The organism is Kineococcus gurbantunggutensis (assembly GCF_050871925.1).
Lineage (GTDB): Bacteria > Actinomycetota > Actinomycetes > Actinomycetales > Kineococcaceae > Kineococcus.
On record NZ_JBJLSG010000046.1, the window covers coordinates 16,608 to 31,888 of the forward strand.

A 15,281-nucleotide genomic window follows, 5' to 3' on the forward strand; every position below is an offset into this window, starting at 1 on the left:
GCGCACCGGTGCCCGGGTGCGGCAGCGGGGCGCCCGGGTGCGGCGGCGGGGCGCCCGCGTCCGGGCCGGTCGCGCTCAGCGGGCGACGTCCACGGCGAGGTTGTCCAGCAGCTCGCCGTAGATGCGGTCCAGCCCGCGCGGGGCGAAGGTGCGCTCGAAGAAGCCGCCGACCCCGCCGGCGCCCTGCCACTCGCTGGTCACCACGACCTCGGCGGCGTCGGGGCCGTCCTCCTCCACCCGCCAGGTCGTCACCAGCGAGGAGTTGCGGTCGGTCTCCACCAGGGCGTGCCGGTCGGTGGAGCTGACGTCGGCGACCACGTCGCGCACCCGCTTCTTGGTGGCATGCAGCTTCCAGCGCACCCGCGTGCCCGGGCCCTGACCCCCGGAGAGGACCTCGTAGTCGGTGAACTGCCCGGGCAGCAGGCGGGGCCGGGTGCCGCTGTAGTCGGCGAGGGCGGCCAGGACCCGGTCGGCGGGGGCGTCGATGCGCCGGGTGGTCGTCGCGCTGACGGTGCTCATCCGGTCAGCGTGCCAGCGGCCCCGCAGCGCGCGCACGGCGGACGCACGGGTGGCGCGGCCCGCCGGGCGTGCCGTGCGTCACACCCGGTGGCGCCGGCGCGCTCAGCGCAGCCGCTCGGCGGCGGAGAAGGCGGTGCCGTCGAGGATGTCGTGTTCGCTGCTGACGACCTCGCGCACGCCGGCGACCTCGGCGAGGTGGTCGAGCACCGTGCGCCACACCAGCGCGCCGGCCGCGATGACGTCCACCCGCCCCGGGTGCAGGAACGGCATCGCCGCCCGCTCGGCGCGCGGGGCGCCCAGCATCCGGTCGCACGCCGCGCGCACCCGCTCCAGCGGCAGCCGCGCCCCGTGCACCGCGCCGGAGCGGTACTCGGGCAGGTCCAGGGCCGCGGCGGTGATCGTGGTGATGGAGCCGGCCACGCCCACGAGGGTGCGGGTGCTCGCCAGCGGCACCTCGCGCTCCACCGCCTCCAGGGCGGCGAGCACGTCGGCGCGCGCGGCGTCGACCTCCCGCGCGGCGGGCGGGTCCGAACGCACGTGCCGCTCGGTCAGCCGCACCGAGCCGACGTCCACCGACAGCGCGGCGCGCGGCTCGCGCTCGCCCAGGACGAACTCGGTGGACCCGCCGCCGAGGTCCACGACCAGGAAGGGCGCCGGGAGCGCGCCGAGCAGCTCGCGGGTGGCGCCGGTGAAGCTCAGCCGGGCCTCCTCGGCACCGCTGATCACCTCCGGCTCCGCGCCGAGGCGCTCGCGCACGCCGGCGGCGAACTCCTCGCGGTTGGAGACGTCGCGGGAGGCGGAGGTGGCCACGAAGCGCACGGCGCCGGGGTCCACGCCGTGCCGGCGGCAGGCGGCGGCCGCCTCGTCCACGGCGGCGAAGGTGCGCTGCAGCGCCTCGGGGGCGAAGGCGCCGGTGGCGTCCACGCCCTGGCCCAGGCGCACCACGCGCATCGTGCGCTCCACGTCGACCAGGGTGCCCGCGGCCGTGTCGACGTCGGCGACGAGCAGGCGCAGCGAGTTGGTGCCGCAGTCGACCGCGGCGACGCGCCGGACGCTCACGCGGGCCCGGGTCCGGGGGCGGGCTCGGTCGCGGGACCGGCGCCGGTCGCGGGAGCGGGGCGCGGGTGCTCGGGCAGCGCGGCGTGCGGGCAGGTGGCCGGCCAGCCGCCCAGCTCGCGCAGGCGCTGCAGGGTCTCGTCGCCGAAGGGGTTCACGCCCGGCCCGGCGGCCAGGGCGTGCCCGGCCAGGGCGTGCAGGCACTTCACGCGGGTGGGCATCCCGCCGGCGGAGACCCCGGCGATCTCCGGGACGTCCGCGTCGCCCAGGGCGGCGCGCCGGCGCAGGTAGTCCTCGTGGGCCGCGGCGTGGGCGGCGGCCAGGTCGGGGTCGGCGGCCAGGCGCTCGTTCATCTCGCGCATGAGGCCGGAGGCCTCCAGCGTGCTGATCGCGCCCGCGGCGAAGGGGTCCACGAGGTAGTACGTGGTGGGGAACGGGGTGCCGTCGGGCAGCCGGGGCGCGGTCTCGACGACCTCCGGGCGCCCGCACGAGCAGCGGTGCGCGACGCCGAGCACGCCGCGCGGCACCCGGCCCAGGAGCTCGGCGATGCCCGCGAGGTCGGCGGGGGTGGCGGCGTCGCGCACCGGGGCTGCTTCGGGGGCCGCGCCGGCGGGGCGGGGGCCGGGGGTCGAGGCGTCCGCGGGGTCCGCGGGGTCCGCGGGGTCCTCGTGCGCGCGCGCGGGGGCGGGGTTCGTGCCGGGGTCGTTCATCGTCCTGTTCCGCTGGTGGGCCCGGAGTCGGGCAGGTCCGTCAGCCCCGGGGTGGTGGCGTCCTCCGCGCCCGGCGTGGCGGCCACGCGCAGCGACTCCCAGATGTTCTCGTACCAGGCCGCGGAGGACCTCGGCACCGCGGCGGCCGCGTGCGCCGGCGCCACGGCGTCGGCGCCCTCGCCGCCGTCGACGGCGTAGGGGGTCTCCCCGGGCAGGACGTACTGCAGGCGGCTGCGCGCCTGCGTCATGACGTACTGGTCGTCCTCCCAGCGGGCGACCTGCTCGCGGGCGGTGGCGAGGTCCTCGCGCTGCTGGCTGATCTGCGCCTCCAGGCGCCCGATCTCCGAGCGCTGCTCCAGCCACTTCTGCCAGCTGGGCAGCAGGAAGACGGCGAGCACCAGCACCAGGGCGCTGAGGACGAGGGCGCGGGGCCCGCGGGTGCGCCGCCGGTCCGCGCTGGAGGCGGTGGCGGCGCTGCGCCCGCGCGCCGCGGCGGCCGGCCGGGTGGAGGGCCGGGCCGCCGCCGGGCGCGGTGGGACGACGCGACGCCATGGGTCCAGCTTCTCCCGCGATCGAGCCGCGACGCGTCAGGCGCGCCCGGTGGTGCGGGCCGCGCGCGGGAAGGCGGCGGCGCCGGCGTAGCGGCCGGCGTCGTCCAGCTCCTCCTCGATGCGCAGCAGCTGGTTGTACTTCGCCACGCGCTCGGAGCGCGCCGGGGCGCCGGTCTTGATCTGGCCCGAGCCCACCGCGACGGCCAGGTCGGCGATGGTGGTGTCCTCGGTCTCGCCGGAGCGGTGGCTCATCATCGTGGTGAACCCGTTGCGGTGCGCCAGGTCCACGGCGTCCAGGGTCTCGGTGAGCGAGCCGATCTGGTTGACCTTCACCAGCATCGAGTTGCCGGCGGAGGAGTCGATGCCCTTGCGCAGGCGCTCGGGGTTGGTGACGAACAGGTCGTCGCCGACGAGCTGCACCTTGTCGCCCAGGGCGCTGGTGATGTGCTGCCAGCCGGCCCAGTCGTCCTCGCCCAGCGGGTCCTCGATGGAGACCAGCGGGTACTCCGAGACCAGGCCCTCGTAGTAGCCGGTCATCCACTCCGCGGAGCGGGTGGCGCCCTCGAAGGAGTAGCCGCCGTCGGCGACGAACTCGGTGGCCGCCACGTCCAGGGCCAGCGCGATGTCGCTGCCCAGGGTGAAGCCGGCCTTGCCGATCGCCTCGGCGATCAGGTCCAGGGCGTCCTTGTTGCTGGGCAGGTCGGGGGCGAAGCCGCCCTCGTCGCCCAGGCCGGTGGCCAGGCCGCGCTGCTTGAGCACGGACTTCAGCGAGTGGTACGTCTCCGCGCCCCAGCGCAGCGCCTCGCGGAAGGAGGCCGCCCCCACGGGGGCGATCATGAACTCCTGGATCGCGACGCCGGTGTCGGCGTGGGCACCGCCGTTGACGATGTTCATCATCGGCACGGGCAGCAGGTGGGCGTTGGGGCCGCCCAGGTAGCGGAACAGCGGCAGGTCGGCCGAGGCCGCGGCGGCCTTGGCCACGGCCAGGGAGACGCCCAGGACGGCGTTGGCGCCCAGGCGGCCCTTGTTGGGGGTGCCGTCCAGGTCGAGCATCGCCTGGTCGACGATCCGCTGCTCGTGGGCGTCGTGGCCGACCAGGGCCGGGCCGATCTCCTCGATGACGGCCTCGACGGCCTGCTCCACGCCCTTGCCCAGGTAACGGCCCTTGTCGCCGTCGCGGCGCTCGACGGCCTCGTGCGCACCGGTGGACGCGCCCGAGGGCACGGCCGCGCGGGCGAAGGTGCCGTCGTCGAGGAGGACCTCGACCTCGACGGTGGGGTTGCCGCGGGAATCCAGGATCTCGCGAGCTCCGACGGCCTCGATGGTGGCCACGCGCACTCCTACTGCTCGGCTGTCCGCTGTTCGGTCGTGCCGAGCCTAGTGGGTGCCCCCCGCTGCGCCCGAGAGCGTCTGCCACCCCAGCCGGCCGGCGCCCACCAGGCCCGAGGCGCGCGGCAGCCGCGAGGTGCTGATGCGCACCTCGGCCAGGTGCGGGTGCACGGCCATCTCCGCGTACGCCGCGCGCAGCGGCGCCATGAGGACCTCCCCGGAGGCGGCCACGCCGCCGCCGACGACGACGTCGCTGAGGTCGAGCAGCGCCGCGGCGGACAGGAACGCCGAGGCCAGCGCGCGGGTGCCGGCGGCGACCACCGCCACCGCCACCGGGTCGCCCGCTGCGGCGTCGGCGGTCAGCGCCTTCGCGTCGGCGCCCGGCTCGCCGGCGCGCCAGCCGCGCGCCCGCGCCGCGCGCACCATCGCCGGGCCGCTGGCGTAGGACTCCACCACGCCCAGCGCGCCGGATCCGGGCAGGCGCTCGCCGTCGAGCACGACGCCGACGTGGCTGATGAAGCCGGCGTTGCCGGTCCTGCCGGTGAGGATGCGCCCGTCGAGCACGACCCCGCCGCCGACGCCGGTGGAGACCACGACGCCGAGCACGGCGGGGGCGCCGGCGGCGGCGCCGACCCACTGCTCGGCGGCGGCGAAGCACTGCCCGTCCTGGGCCAGGGCGGCGTGCGCGCGCCGGCCCAGCGCCCGGCCGGCGCGCTCGGCGACGGTGCGCACGAGCGGGAAGCCGCGCAGGGAGGGGATGTTCACCGGGTGCACGGTGCCGGCGGCGGCGTCCACGGGACCGGCGGAGCCGATGCCGACGACGTCGGCGACCTCCACGCCCTGCTCGGCGGCGTCGGCGAGCACGGCGTCGACCAGGCCCTCCAGCGCGGCGCCCACCGCGGCGGTGCCGGTGGCGTCGGTGGGCACCTCCCGCCCGGCGCGCACCTCGCCGGTGCGCGAGACCAGACCGGCGGCGATCTTGGTGCCGCCGATGTCCAGGGCCAGCACGTGCGTCGTCGTCACGGCCGGGACCCTACTGGGCCGCTCCGGCCCCGTCAGGCCCCCGCGCCGCTGCCGGCGCCGGCCCCGCTCCGGTGCGCCTCGCGCTCGCGAGCGGCGCGCTCCAGGCGGCGCGTGGCCGTGCGCAGCGCCGCCTCGGGGTCCACGCCGGCGGCCTGCGCGGCGCGCACCAGCTCCAGCAGCCGCTCCCCCACCGCCTCCTCGTCCAGCGCCTCCTCGTCCAGCGCCTCCTCGTCCAGCGCCTCCTCGTCCAGCGGCTCCTCGAGCTCGGCGCGCCGCAGGCGCCCGAGGACCTTGTCGGCGCGCGCCAGCGCCGGCAGCTGCAGCGGGATGCCGTCCAGGACCGAGGCGCGCGGCTTCTCGGTGGCCTTGATGGCGTCCCAGCGCGCCTGCAGGTCCTCGGCGGCGACCTCGCCGTCGAAGACGTGCGGGTGCCGGCGCACCAGCTTGGCGACGATCGCCCCGGCCACGTCGTCGACGTCGAAGCCCTCCGCAGGGTCCTCGGCGGCCACCCGGGCGTGGAAGACGACCTGCAGCAGCAGGTCGCCGAGCTCGTCGCGCAGCTCCTCGCGGGTGCCGTTCTCCACCGCGTCGACGACCTCGTAGCTCTCCTCGACGAGGTAGCGCAGCAGCGAGGCGTGGGTCTGCCGCGCGTCCCACGGGCAGCCGCCGGGCGAGCGCAGGCGGTCCATGACGGCGACGAGGTCGAGCAGCTTGGAGCCGGTCGGGGCGGTGCCGCTCGGGGCGGGGCTGGCGGGGGCGTCGCTCACCCGCGGCACGCTACCCGCGCCCGCCCGGGGCGCCCGGCGCACCGGCCGGGCGCCCCGGGCCGTCAGCGCCGGGCGCCGGCGGCGACCGAGGCCGGCTGCTCCAGCAGCACGGCGTCCACGAACTCGTGCACCCACGCCAGCACCTCCGCGTCGCGCAGCGGCTTGCCGCCGATGCGGGCGGTCGTCGGCGCGGGCACCAGCGCCACCGAGAGGGCCGGCTTGAGGATCGTGCCCGGGTACAGCCGCTTCAGGCGCAGCTCGCGCGACTCCGGCAGGTCGATCGGCGCGAAGCGCACCTGCTTGCCCTGCAGGGAGACCTCGCGCAGCCCGGCGCGGCGGGCGGCGATGCGGAACTTGGCGACCTCCAGCAGGTTCAGCACCGGCTGCGGCGGGGTGCCGTAGCGGTCGACGAGCTCGGCGTGCAGGTCCTTCAGGTCCGCGTCGGAGTCGGCCGCGGCCATGCGGCGGTACGCCTCCAGGCGCAGCCGCTCGCTGGGCACGTAGTCGTGCGGCAGGTGCGCGTCGACCGGCAGCTCGATCTTCACCTCGGTGGGCTCGGGCTCGGCCTCGTCGTTCTGCGCGCCCGGCACCTGCCGGCGCACGTCGGCGACCGCGTCGGCGACCATGCGCATGTACAGGTCGAAACCCACCCCGGCGATGTGCCCGGACTGCTCGCCGCCGAGCATGTTGCCCGCGCCGCGGATCTCCAGGTCCTTCATCGCCACCGCCATGCCGGAGCCCAGGTCGGTGTGCTGGGCGATGGTGGCCAGGCGGTCGTGGGCGGTCTCGGTGAGCGGCTTCTCCGGCGGGAAGAGGAAGTAGGCGTAGGCGCGCTCGCGCCCGCGCCCGACGCGCCCGCGCAGCTGGTGCAGCTGCGACAGGCCCATCGCGTCGGCGCGCTCGACGATCAGGGTGTTGGCGTTGGAGATGTCCAGGCCCGTCTCGACGATCGTGGTGCACACCAGCACGTCGAACTTCTTCTCCCAGAAGTCCACGACGACCTGCTCCAGGCGGTGCTCGCCCATCTGCCCGTGGGCGGTGGCGATGCGGGCCTCGGGCACGAGCTCCTTCAGCCGCGCGGCGGTGCGCTCGATGGACTGCACGCGGTTGTGGACGTAGAACACCTGCCCCTCGCGCAGCAGCTCGCGCCGGATCGCGGCGGCGATCTGCTTCTCCTCCTGCCCGCCGACGTAGGTGAGCACCGGGTGGCGCTCCTCCGGCGGGGTCGCCAGCGTGGACATCTCGCGGATGCCGGTGACCGCCATCTCCAGGGTTCGCGGGATGGGCGTGGCGCTCATCGCGAGCACGTCCACGTTGGTGCGCAGCGTCTTCAGCGACTCCTTGTGCTCCACGCCGAAGCGCTGCTCCTCGTCGACGACCACGAGGCCGAGGTCCTTGAAGCGCACCTCCCCGGAGAGCAGGCGGTGGGTGCCGATGACGACGTCGACGGAGCCGTCGGCCAGGCCGGCGATCGTCTCCTTCGCCTCCGCGCCGGGGGTGAACCGCGACAGCGGCTTGACCGAGACGGGGAACTGCGCGTAGCGCTCGGCGAAGGTCTTGTAGTGCTGCTGCACGAGCAGCGTGGTGGGCACCAGCACGGCGACCTGCTTGCCGTCCTGCACGGCCTTGAACGCCGCGCGCAGCGCGATCTCCGTCTTGCCGTAGCCGACGTCGCCGCAGATGAGGCGGTCCATGGGGACCGGCTTCATCATGTCGGCCTTGACCTCGTCGATGCTGGCGAGCTGGTCGGGCGTCTCCACGTAGGGGAAGGCGTCCTCCAGCTCGCGCTGCCACGGGGTGTCCTGCCCGAAGGCGTGGCCCTTGGTGGCCATGCGCGCGGAGTACAGCTTGATGAGGTCGCCGGCGATCTGCTTGACGGCCTTGCGCGCCTTGGACTTCGTCTTGGCCCAGTCCGAGCCGCCCATCTTCGACAGCGTCGGGGTCTCCCCGCCGGTGTAGCGGGTGACCTGGTCGAGGGTGTCGGTGGGAACGAAGAGCCGGTCGCCGGGCTGGCCTCGCTTGCTGGAGGCGTACTCCAGCACCAGGTACTCGCGGGTGGCGCCCTGGATGGTGCGCTGCACCATCTCGACGAACCTGCCGATGCCGTGCTGCTCGTGCACCACGAAGTCGCCCGGCTGCAGGCTCAGGGGGTCCACGGCGTTGCGCCGGCGGCGCGGGGCCATGCGGCGCATGTCCTTGGTGGACTGCCCGCCCACGCCGGTGATGTCGGCCTCGGTGACCAGCGCGACCCTCAGCGCCTCGGCGACGAAGCCGTGCTCCACGCTCGCGGTGGTCACCGCCACCACCGAGGCCTCGGGGACCTCCACGAGGTCGTCGACCAGGCGGGCGGGCACGTCCTCGCCGGAGAGGACCTCCACCAGGCGCTTGGCCGGCCCGGGCCCCTCGGTGGTCACGACGATGCGCCAGCCGCCGCCGGCCAGCTCGCGCAGGTCCGCCAGCGCCCTCTCGGTCTCGCCGCGGTAGCCGACCACGTCGCGCGCGGCCACGCGCAGCACGCGGGTGTCCTCCAGGTCGCGCAGGTCGTCGTCGGGCACCAGGGAGGTCACCGACCACCAGGGCCGCCCGGTGGACTCCGCGTGCCCGCGCACCTCGGCCAGCGTCCAGAAGGAGGAGGCGCCCAGGTCGACGGGGGCCTGGCCGCCGACGGCGGCGTTCATCCAGGCCGCGTCGAGGAACTCCGCGCCGGTGGCCACGAGGTCGTGGGCGCGGGCGCGGACCTTCTCCGGCTCGGCGAGCACGACGTGGGTGCCGGCCGGCAGCACGTCCAGCAGCGGCTCCATGCCGTCCACCAGGGCCGGGGCCAGGGACTCCATGCCCTCCACCGCGATGCCCTCGGCGATCTTGGTGAGCACCTCGGCGGCCTCGGGGTGCTCCTCCACCAGCGCCGCGGCCCGCGCCCGCACCTGCGGGGTCAGCAGCAGCTCGCGGCACGGCGGGGCCCACACGCCCTCCGGCTCGGGCTCCAGGCTGCGCTGGTCGGCCACGGAGAAGGAGCGGACCTCGTCGACCTCGTCGCCGAAGAACTCCACGCGCAGCGGGTGCGGGCGGGTGGGCGGGAAGACGTCCAGGATGCCGCCGCGCACGGCGAACTCCCCGCGCCGCTCGACCATGTCCACGCGGGCGTACGCCGCGCCCACCAGGGCCTCGACGACGGCGTCCAGGCCGACCTCGTCGCCGGGGCGCAGGCGCACCGGCTCCAGGTCGGCCAGGCCCTTGACCAGCGGCTGCAGCACGGCACGCACGGGGGCCACCACGACCCGCACCGGGCCGGCGGCGGGGTCGTCGACGGCCGGGTGGGCCAGGCGGCGCAGCACCGCCAGGCGCTGGGCGACGGTGTCGCTGCGCGGGGACAGGCGCTCGTGCGGCAGCGTCTCCCAGGCGGGGAACTCCGCGACGGCGTGCCGGGGCAGGTAGCAGCGCAGCCAGGTGGCCAGGTCCTCGCACTCGCGGCCGGTGGCGGTGACCACCAGCAGGGGGCGCTCGGCGGCCAGCGCCGCCAGCAGCGCCGGGCGCACGCCGATCGGGGCGACCACGTCGAGGGCCTGGCTGCCGCCCTCGCGCGCCGTCTCCACGGCGGCGCGGACGGCGGGCTCGGTGCGCAGGACGTCGAGCAGGCCGGTGAGGCTCACGAACACTCCGGAGGGGTCGAGGTGGGGCTCCCAGCCTACGTCCGGGCCCCGACGCCCACCCGGCGCGCGGGCCGGGCGCGGGCCGGGCAGGCGGGCGCGGCGGCTCGTTAGTGTCTGGGCGGTGCCCGGCCCGACCCCCGCCCCCGCCTCCCCCGCGCGCCGCCGCCGGCGCGCCCCGCGCGCCGCGCGGGCGGTGCTGGGGGTGCTCCTGCTGCTCCTGCTGGCCTGGGCCGCGGCCGTCGCGGTGAGCGGGGTGCAGGCGGCGCGCGCGCTGCAGCGGGTCGCCGACGCCGCGCCGGGCCTGGCCGAGCGGGTGCGCGCCGAGCGCTTCGCGGAGGCGGTGGCGCCGGCGCGCGCAGCGGCCGCCGACGCGGCCGCGGCGCGCCGGGCGACCGCGCAGTGGCCCTACCGCGCCGCCGAGCGCGTGCCGTGGGTGGGGGCGCAGCTGCGCGCGGCCTCCGCCGGGGCCGCCGCCGCCGCGGCGCTGACCGAGCCGCTGCCCGCGGCCCTGGGGGTCGCCGGCGACGTGCTGGCCGAGGGGGTGGTCTCGGCCGACCGCAGGGTGGACGTCGAGGGCGTGCAGCGGCTGGCGCCCGTCGTGGTGGACTACCGCGAGCGCGTGGAGGCGGCCCGCTCGGCGCTGGCGGCCGCGGAGGACCCCGCGGTGCTGGAGGTGCTCGCGCGCCGCCTGGAGCCGGTGGCCGGCCGGCTCGACGAGGTGGCCGGCCCGCTGGGCACCGCCGCGGAGCTGGTGCCGCGCCTGCCGGGGCTGCTGGGGGCGCAGGGGGCGCGCACCTACGTGGTGGCCTTCACCAACCCGGCCGAGGTCCGCCCGGTGCAGGGCATCGTGGGGGCGTACGCGTACGTCTCCGTGGACGGCGGCCGCATCGAGCTGACCGGCACGGGCACGGACGCGGAGTTCGGCCCGGCGCGCGGGGACTCGGCGGTCAACGGCGGGGAGTACGCGGGCCTGTACGGCGGCGACCGCGACGCCGGGCGGGTGCAGAACCTCACCGTGGGCGCGCAGGCGGACGACGCCGCGCGCCTGACCGCCAGCCTGTTCGCCGACGCCGGCAAGCCGGTGCCCGACGCGGTGGTGCTCGTGGACCCGGTGGGCCTGGCCCAGCTGCTGGGGGCCGACCACGCCCCGCTGGACCTGGGCGTCTTCGGCGAGGTGGCCACGGCCGACCTGCCGCGGGTGCTCATGGAGGACGCCTACGTGCGCTTCGCGCAGGACAACGAGGCGCGCAAGGCCTTCCTGGCCTCGGCCTCGGCGGCCGCGTTCGAGGCGGTGCTGGCCGACGGGGTGTCCACCTCGGCGCTGCGCGGCGGGCGCGAGGCGGTGGCCAGCGGGCACCTGGCGGTGTGGAGCGCGCGCGAGGAGGAGCAGCGCGCGCTGGTCGCCGCAGGCCTGGCCGGCGTGCTGGGCGAGCCGCGCGCGGCCGCGCACGTGGGGCTGACGAACGTGGCGCCCTCGAAGCTGGACTACTGGACGCGCCCGCGGCTGCGCCTGCAGCGCCCCTGCGCCACCGGCTCCGCCGAGGCGGTGGCCGAGCTGGAGCTGACGCTGACGAACCCGGTGCCCGAGGAGGTCCCCGACTACGTGCAGAACCAGGTGGCCACCACCGCGGCCGGGCGGCGCACCGCGCGCGACGTGGTCTCGCTGTGGGTGCCGCCGGCGGTGGGGCTGGACGGCGCGAGCGTGGACGGGCGGGCGGTGCCCACCTCCGTGGACGCCGAGCGCGGCTGGCGCCTGGTGCGCCTGACGGTCGAGCTGCCGCCGGGCGAGCCGGTGGTGGTGCGCTGGCGGCTGCGCGGGCCGGCGCAGGCGCTGCCGGCGGAGGTGACCGGCCCGTCGACGGTGATCGCGCCGGAGGTCTCCACGGTGCCGTGCGAGCCCCCTGCGACCTCCCCGTGAGCTCGCTGGGAGGTTCCGCTGAGCCGTTCGTGCAGGATTAGTCACTCTGGGTGAGTACGCCACTCCGACAGCGGCAGTTCGCTGGACGCGCGGGTGACGTTGGGTCATCCTGGACCCCACTTCACGATCAACACCGGCGGACACCGCACCGCGGCCACGCCGACATGGGGGGATCTCACGTGCACCGCACCCGGAACACCGTCCGCATGCTCGCCGGCGGGGGCCTGGCGATCGCCGCGCTGACGGGCAGCGCCACGCTCGCCGCCGCCGCGACCGACTACGCGCCCGCGCCGCCGACCCCCACGGTGACCACCCCCGTGCCCCCGGTGCCCTCGACCCCGCCGCAGCCGCAGGTCACCACCACGCCGCCGACCGCGCCGACGACGACCCCGGCGCTCGTGCCGGACGCCTCGGAGCCCTCGCGCAGCACGACCACCACCACCCCGGCGCGCGCCCGGGCCGTGGAGAGCGCCGGCGACGAGCTGGCCTACACCGGCGCCGACGTGCTGCCCTGGGCCGCCGCGGGCACCGTCCTGGTGCTGGGCGGCGCGGCCATGGTCGTGGCCTCCAAGCGCCGCACCGGCCGCCAGCACTGAGCACCGGTGCCGGGAGACCGGCACCGCCACCGCACGACCCGCGCGGCGGGAGGGCGCATCCGGGGGGATCGCCCACCGTCCCGAGGCCCGCTCGCGCGCGGGCCGCGGGGAGCGCCCCGTCACGGGCGCTCGCCCGCGGCCCCACCGCCGCCGGCGCTCTCGGGCCGCGCGGCCGCCGCGAGCCGATCCGCGCCCGGCGCAGCCACACCAGGGGGGAACCACATGACGGTCGTCACCAGCCGTCCACCGCGGTCCGCAGCGCGCTCGAAGGGCGCGCGCAGCCGGACCCGGCGGCCCGCGCCCTCGAGCGCCGCGGGGCGCCCGGGCGCGGCCGGGGTCGTGCTCGCCCACGACTACCTGACCCAGCGCGGCGGCGGCGAGCGCGTGGCCCTGGAGCTGGCGCGGCACTTCCCCGACGCCCCGCTGATCACCAGCGTGTACGAGGAGGCCACGACCTTCCCGGAGTTCGCCGGCCGCGACGTGCGGCCCAGCGTGCTCAACCGCTGGGCCGTCTTCCGCCGGGACCCGCGCCGCGCCTTCGCGCTGCTGGCGCCCGTGATGAGCCGCATGGACGTCCCGCGCGGGGTGCTGCTGGCCAGCTCCTCCGGGTGGGCGCACGGCCTGCGCGCGCACGGGCCCAAGGTCGTCTACTGCCACAACCCCGCCCGCTGGCTCTACCAGCCCGACGACTACTTCCGCGCGCTGCCGCGCGTGGTGCGCCGGCCGCTGTCCGCGGCGCTGGCGCCGCTGCGCCGCTGGGACCGCCGCGCCGCGCGCACCGTGGACGTCTACCTGGCGAACTCCACCTCCGTGGCCCGTCGCATCGAGGAGGCCTACGGGGTGCGCGCGCGGGTGCTGCACCCGCCGGCGGGCCTGGACCCCGCCGGCCCGCGCGAGCCGGTGCCGGGCGTGGAGCCGGGCTTCCTGCTCACCGTGGGGCGCCGCCGCGGCTACAAGAACACCTCCCTGGTGTGCGAGGCCGTCGAGCAGGTCCCCGGGGTGCGGCTCGTCGCCGTCGGCGGCCTGCCGGCGGGGCGGGAGTGGAGCGAGCGGCTGACCGGCGTGCGCGACATCAGCGACGCGCAGCTGCGCTGGCTGTACGCGAACTGCTCGGCCGTGGTGGCGATGAGCCGCGAGGACTTCGGCCTGTCCCCCGTGGAGGGCTTCGCGTTCGGCAAGCCCAGCGTGGTGCTGCGCGCCGGCGGCTACCTCGACAGCGGCCTGGAGGGCGTGGCCACCCGCTTCGTGGACGGGGAGGACGCCGCCTCGCTGGCCGCGGTGCTGCGCGACTTCGACCCCGCGCAGTTCGACGCCGAGAAGGTGCGCGAGCACGGCGAGCGCTTCTCGGCCGCCTCGTTCGGCCGGGCCCTGCGCGAGATCGTCGCCGAGGTCTCCGGCAGGGCCGGGACGCGCCCGGGGGCCTGAGGGCCCCGGGCGCCCGGGCCCTCAGGCGGGGCGCCCGGCCACCAGCGCGGCCACCCGCGGCACGAGGTCGTCGAACTCGCGGCCCATGGCGGCGAACGCCGCCGGCGGTCCGCCCACCGGGTCGGCCACGTCGTCGGCGGCGCCGGCGCGCAGCAGGTCCGCGGCGCGGCGCCCCTCGTGCCAGCGCGCCAGGCGCTGCGCGTCCGGGACGCCCTCGAGCGGGCCGGTCGCGCGGGCGCGCTCGAGCAGACCGCGCACGGTGTGCGCGCGCGGCCAGCACCCGGGTTCCAGCGCCACGGCGTCGCGCAGGTGTTCCAGCCCCATGGCCAGCACCAGGTCCGCCGAGCGCAGGTCGGCCGGTCCCACCCGGCGGCTGCGGTGCGCGCCGAGGTCGAGCCCGCGCCGCTGCGCCTCCTCCTGCGAGCCGGACGCCGCGGCGCGGCCGGCCTCCAGGAAACCCGCCGAGCTCACCAGCACGGGTGCGCCCGATCGGGTGAACTCGGCCCGCAGCATCTCCTCGAACAACGGGGACCTGCAGCGGTTCGCGCGGCACAGGACCAGGACACGCTCCAGAGGCACCCCGGAACCCTAACCGGCCGGGAACCCCGCCGGGCGGACGCACGCGATGGCCTACTGTGACGCGGCGGGAGGGTTTGCGGGACGCAGACCGCGCACCACCGGCGGCGCCGCGCGGAACGCGGCGCAGGACACGACAGACGGAGGAACCCCATGACCCCCGAAGGCACCACGCTCCGCCAGGCGCTGAAGGAGGCCTGGGCCCGCAACGACCGCTCCCTGGCCTCCCCGGGGTTCGGGGCCGTCGCGGTCCACCACTTCACCGGCTGGGCCAAGGAGCAGCGCCACCCCTGGCAACTGCCCCTGCGGGTCCTCGGGCGCGCGGGCTACGTGCTGGTGCGCAACGTCTACGGCATCGAACTGCCCGCACCGGTGCGCCTGGGGCGGCGCTTCCGCATCGCGCACGCCGGCGGCATCGTCATCCACCCGCACACCGTCTTCGGCGACGACTGCCTGGTGCGGCAGAACGTCACCATCGGGGCGGCCGGGAACGGGGACTTCCAGGAGAACCACCCGACGTTCGGCGACCGCGTCGACATCGGCGCCGGCGCGGTCGTCATGGGGAGGGTCCGCATCGGTGACGACGTCACGATCGGCCCCAACGCCGTGGTGATGACCGACGTGCCGTCGGGCACCGTGGTGGTCAGCCCGCAACCGCGCCGCATGACCCTGCCGGGCCGCCCGGCGGGCGCCGGGGCGGGCGGGGCACCGGCGAATCCGTGAGCCGTCCCCGCCGCGCCGGCTGACACAATCCGTCCGGGTCCGAGCCACCGACCGAGGGGAAACCACACGCATGCGCCACGAGCGCGCCGGCGCACCGAGCGACCGCACCGGCACCGGGACCGGCGGCGCGCCGCTGCCGGTGGTGCTGGGACTGGGCTGGGACCGGCCGGGCGGCCTCAACCGCTACGTCCAGGACCTGCACGCCGCCCTCGAGGCCGACGGCGGCCGCGTCCCGCTGGTCCTGCTCGGGCCGGCCACCACGGCACCGCCGCACGCCGTGGTGGCCGCCGGGGAGGACGACCCGCTGCCGGTGCGGCTGCTGCGCCACGCCGCGGCGGGGGGCGGGGGCGCGGGCGGGCCCGCCCGCTTCCACGCCCCCTTCTCCCTCATAGAATGGCTGACGGCGCTGTTGCTGATGCTCGACCGCCCCCTGATGGT

At 77.1% G+C, this 15,281-nt stretch carries 13 protein-coding genes and 1 pseudogene; 5 read left to right on the forward strand and 9 right to left on the reverse strand.

Features of this window, described 5'->3' with window-relative positions; all coding sequences use genetic code 11:
• Window positions 1-75: 75 nt before the first annotated feature.
• The 8 genes from ACRYR7_RS10965 to mfd all read right to left on the reverse strand — a co-directional run bounded on the left by ACRYR7_RS10965 (window position 76) and on the right by mfd (window position 9,605).
• Complete coding sequence (locus ACRYR7_RS10965; protein WP_432572124.1) at window positions 76-519, reverse strand: SRPBCC family protein; 444 nt, start codon at window positions 517-519, stop codon at window positions 76-78.
• Between the two features lie 102 nt (window positions 520-621).
• On the reverse strand, window positions 622-1,578 hold the full coding sequence (locus ACRYR7_RS10970) for a Ppx/GppA phosphatase family protein (RefSeq protein WP_432572125.1): 957 nt from the start codon (window positions 1,576-1,578) through the stop codon (window positions 622-624).
• Window positions 1,575-2,285, reverse strand: a complete 711-nt coding sequence (locus ACRYR7_RS10975; protein WP_432572126.1) for a DUF501 domain-containing protein — start codon at window positions 2,283-2,285, stop codon at window positions 1,575-1,577. The genes ACRYR7_RS10970 and ACRYR7_RS10975 overlap by 4 nt, the downstream gene beginning before the upstream one ends.
• A complete protein-coding gene (locus ACRYR7_RS10980; protein WP_432572127.1) occupies window positions 2,282-2,683 on the reverse strand; it encodes an FtsB family cell division protein in 402 nt (133 codons plus the stop codon). The genes ACRYR7_RS10975 and ACRYR7_RS10980 overlap by 4 nt, the downstream gene beginning before the upstream one ends.
• Before the next feature lie 189 nt (window positions 2,684-2,872).
• Entirely contained in the window at window positions 2,873-4,168 is a 1,296-nt protein-coding gene (eno, locus tag ACRYR7_RS10985; RefSeq protein WP_432572128.1) for a phosphopyruvate hydratase, read from the reverse strand.
• 45 nt (window positions 4,169-4,213) lie between these two features.
• Window positions 4,214-5,188, reverse strand: coding sequence for an ROK family protein (locus ACRYR7_RS10990; RefSeq protein WP_432572129.1), 975 nt, complete (start codon window positions 5,186-5,188; stop codon window positions 4,214-4,216).
• Between the two features lie 32 nt (window positions 5,189-5,220).
• Window positions 5,221-5,955: a nucleoside triphosphate pyrophosphohydrolase gene (locus ACRYR7_RS10995; protein ID WP_432572130.1), complete on the reverse strand. Its 735-nt coding sequence runs from the start codon at window positions 5,953-5,955 to the stop codon at window positions 5,221-5,223.
• Between the two features lie 62 nt (window positions 5,956-6,017).
• Window positions 6,018-9,605: a transcription-repair coupling factor gene (mfd, locus tag ACRYR7_RS11000; RefSeq protein ID WP_432572131.1), complete on the reverse strand. Its 3,588-nt coding sequence runs from the start codon at window positions 9,603-9,605 to the stop codon at window positions 6,018-6,020.
• A 121-nt stretch (window positions 9,606-9,726) separates the two neighbouring features.
• Between mfd and ACRYR7_RS11005 the strand changes: the two genes are divergently transcribed.
• From ACRYR7_RS11005 to ACRYR7_RS11015, 3 genes are all read left to right on the forward strand, one after another.
• Window positions 9,727-11,523 carry a DUF4012 domain-containing protein gene (locus tag ACRYR7_RS11005; protein WP_432572132.1) on the forward strand — a complete coding sequence of 599 codons (1,797 nt, stop codon included), beginning with the start codon at window positions 9,727-9,729 and terminating at the stop codon, window positions 11,521-11,523.
• A gap of 179 nt (window positions 11,524-11,702) precedes the next feature.
• Window positions 11,703-12,119, forward strand: a complete 417-nt coding sequence (locus tag ACRYR7_RS11010) for a hypothetical protein (RefSeq protein ID WP_432572133.1) — start codon at window positions 11,703-11,705, stop codon at window positions 12,117-12,119.
• A 339-nt stretch (window positions 12,120-12,458) separates the two neighbouring features.
• Entirely contained in the window at window positions 12,459-13,544 is a 1,086-nt protein-coding gene (locus tag ACRYR7_RS11015; protein ID WP_432572134.1) for a glycosyltransferase, read from the forward strand.
• Window positions 13,545-13,565: 21 nt separating this feature from the next.
• Here the strand turns inward: ACRYR7_RS11015 and ACRYR7_RS11020 are convergent, their stop codons facing one another.
• Window positions 13,566-14,123, reverse strand: coding sequence for an arsenate reductase/protein-tyrosine-phosphatase family protein (locus tag ACRYR7_RS11020; RefSeq protein ID WP_432572135.1), 558 nt, complete (start codon window positions 14,121-14,123; stop codon window positions 13,566-13,568).
• Between the two features lie 150 nt (window positions 14,124-14,273).
• Between ACRYR7_RS11020 and ACRYR7_RS11025 the strand changes: the two genes are divergently transcribed.
• Both ACRYR7_RS11025 and ACRYR7_RS11030 read left to right on the forward strand, forming a co-directional pair.
• Window positions 14,274-14,843 carry a serine O-acetyltransferase gene (locus tag ACRYR7_RS11025; protein ID WP_432572136.1) on the forward strand — a complete coding sequence of 190 codons (570 nt, stop codon included), beginning with the start codon at window positions 14,274-14,276 and terminating at the stop codon, window positions 14,841-14,843.
• 70 nt (window positions 14,844-14,913) lie between these two features.
• A pseudogene (locus ACRYR7_RS11030) lies at window positions 14,914-15,281 on the forward strand (hypothetical protein); the annotation flags it as partial.

Coding starts and splice junctions, on each gene's coding strand:
- ACRYR7_RS10965 (WP_432572124.1), bottom strand. CDS start 519: ATGAGCACCGTCAGCGCGACGACCACCCGGCGCATCGACGCCCCCGCC.
- ACRYR7_RS10975 (WP_432572126.1), bottom strand. CDS start 2,285: ATGAACGACCCCGGCACGAACCCCGCCCCCGCGCGCGCGCACGAGGAC.
- ACRYR7_RS11025 (WP_432572136.1), top strand. CDS start 14,274: ATGACCCCCGAAGGCACCACGCTCCGCCAGGCGCTGAAGGAGGCCTGG.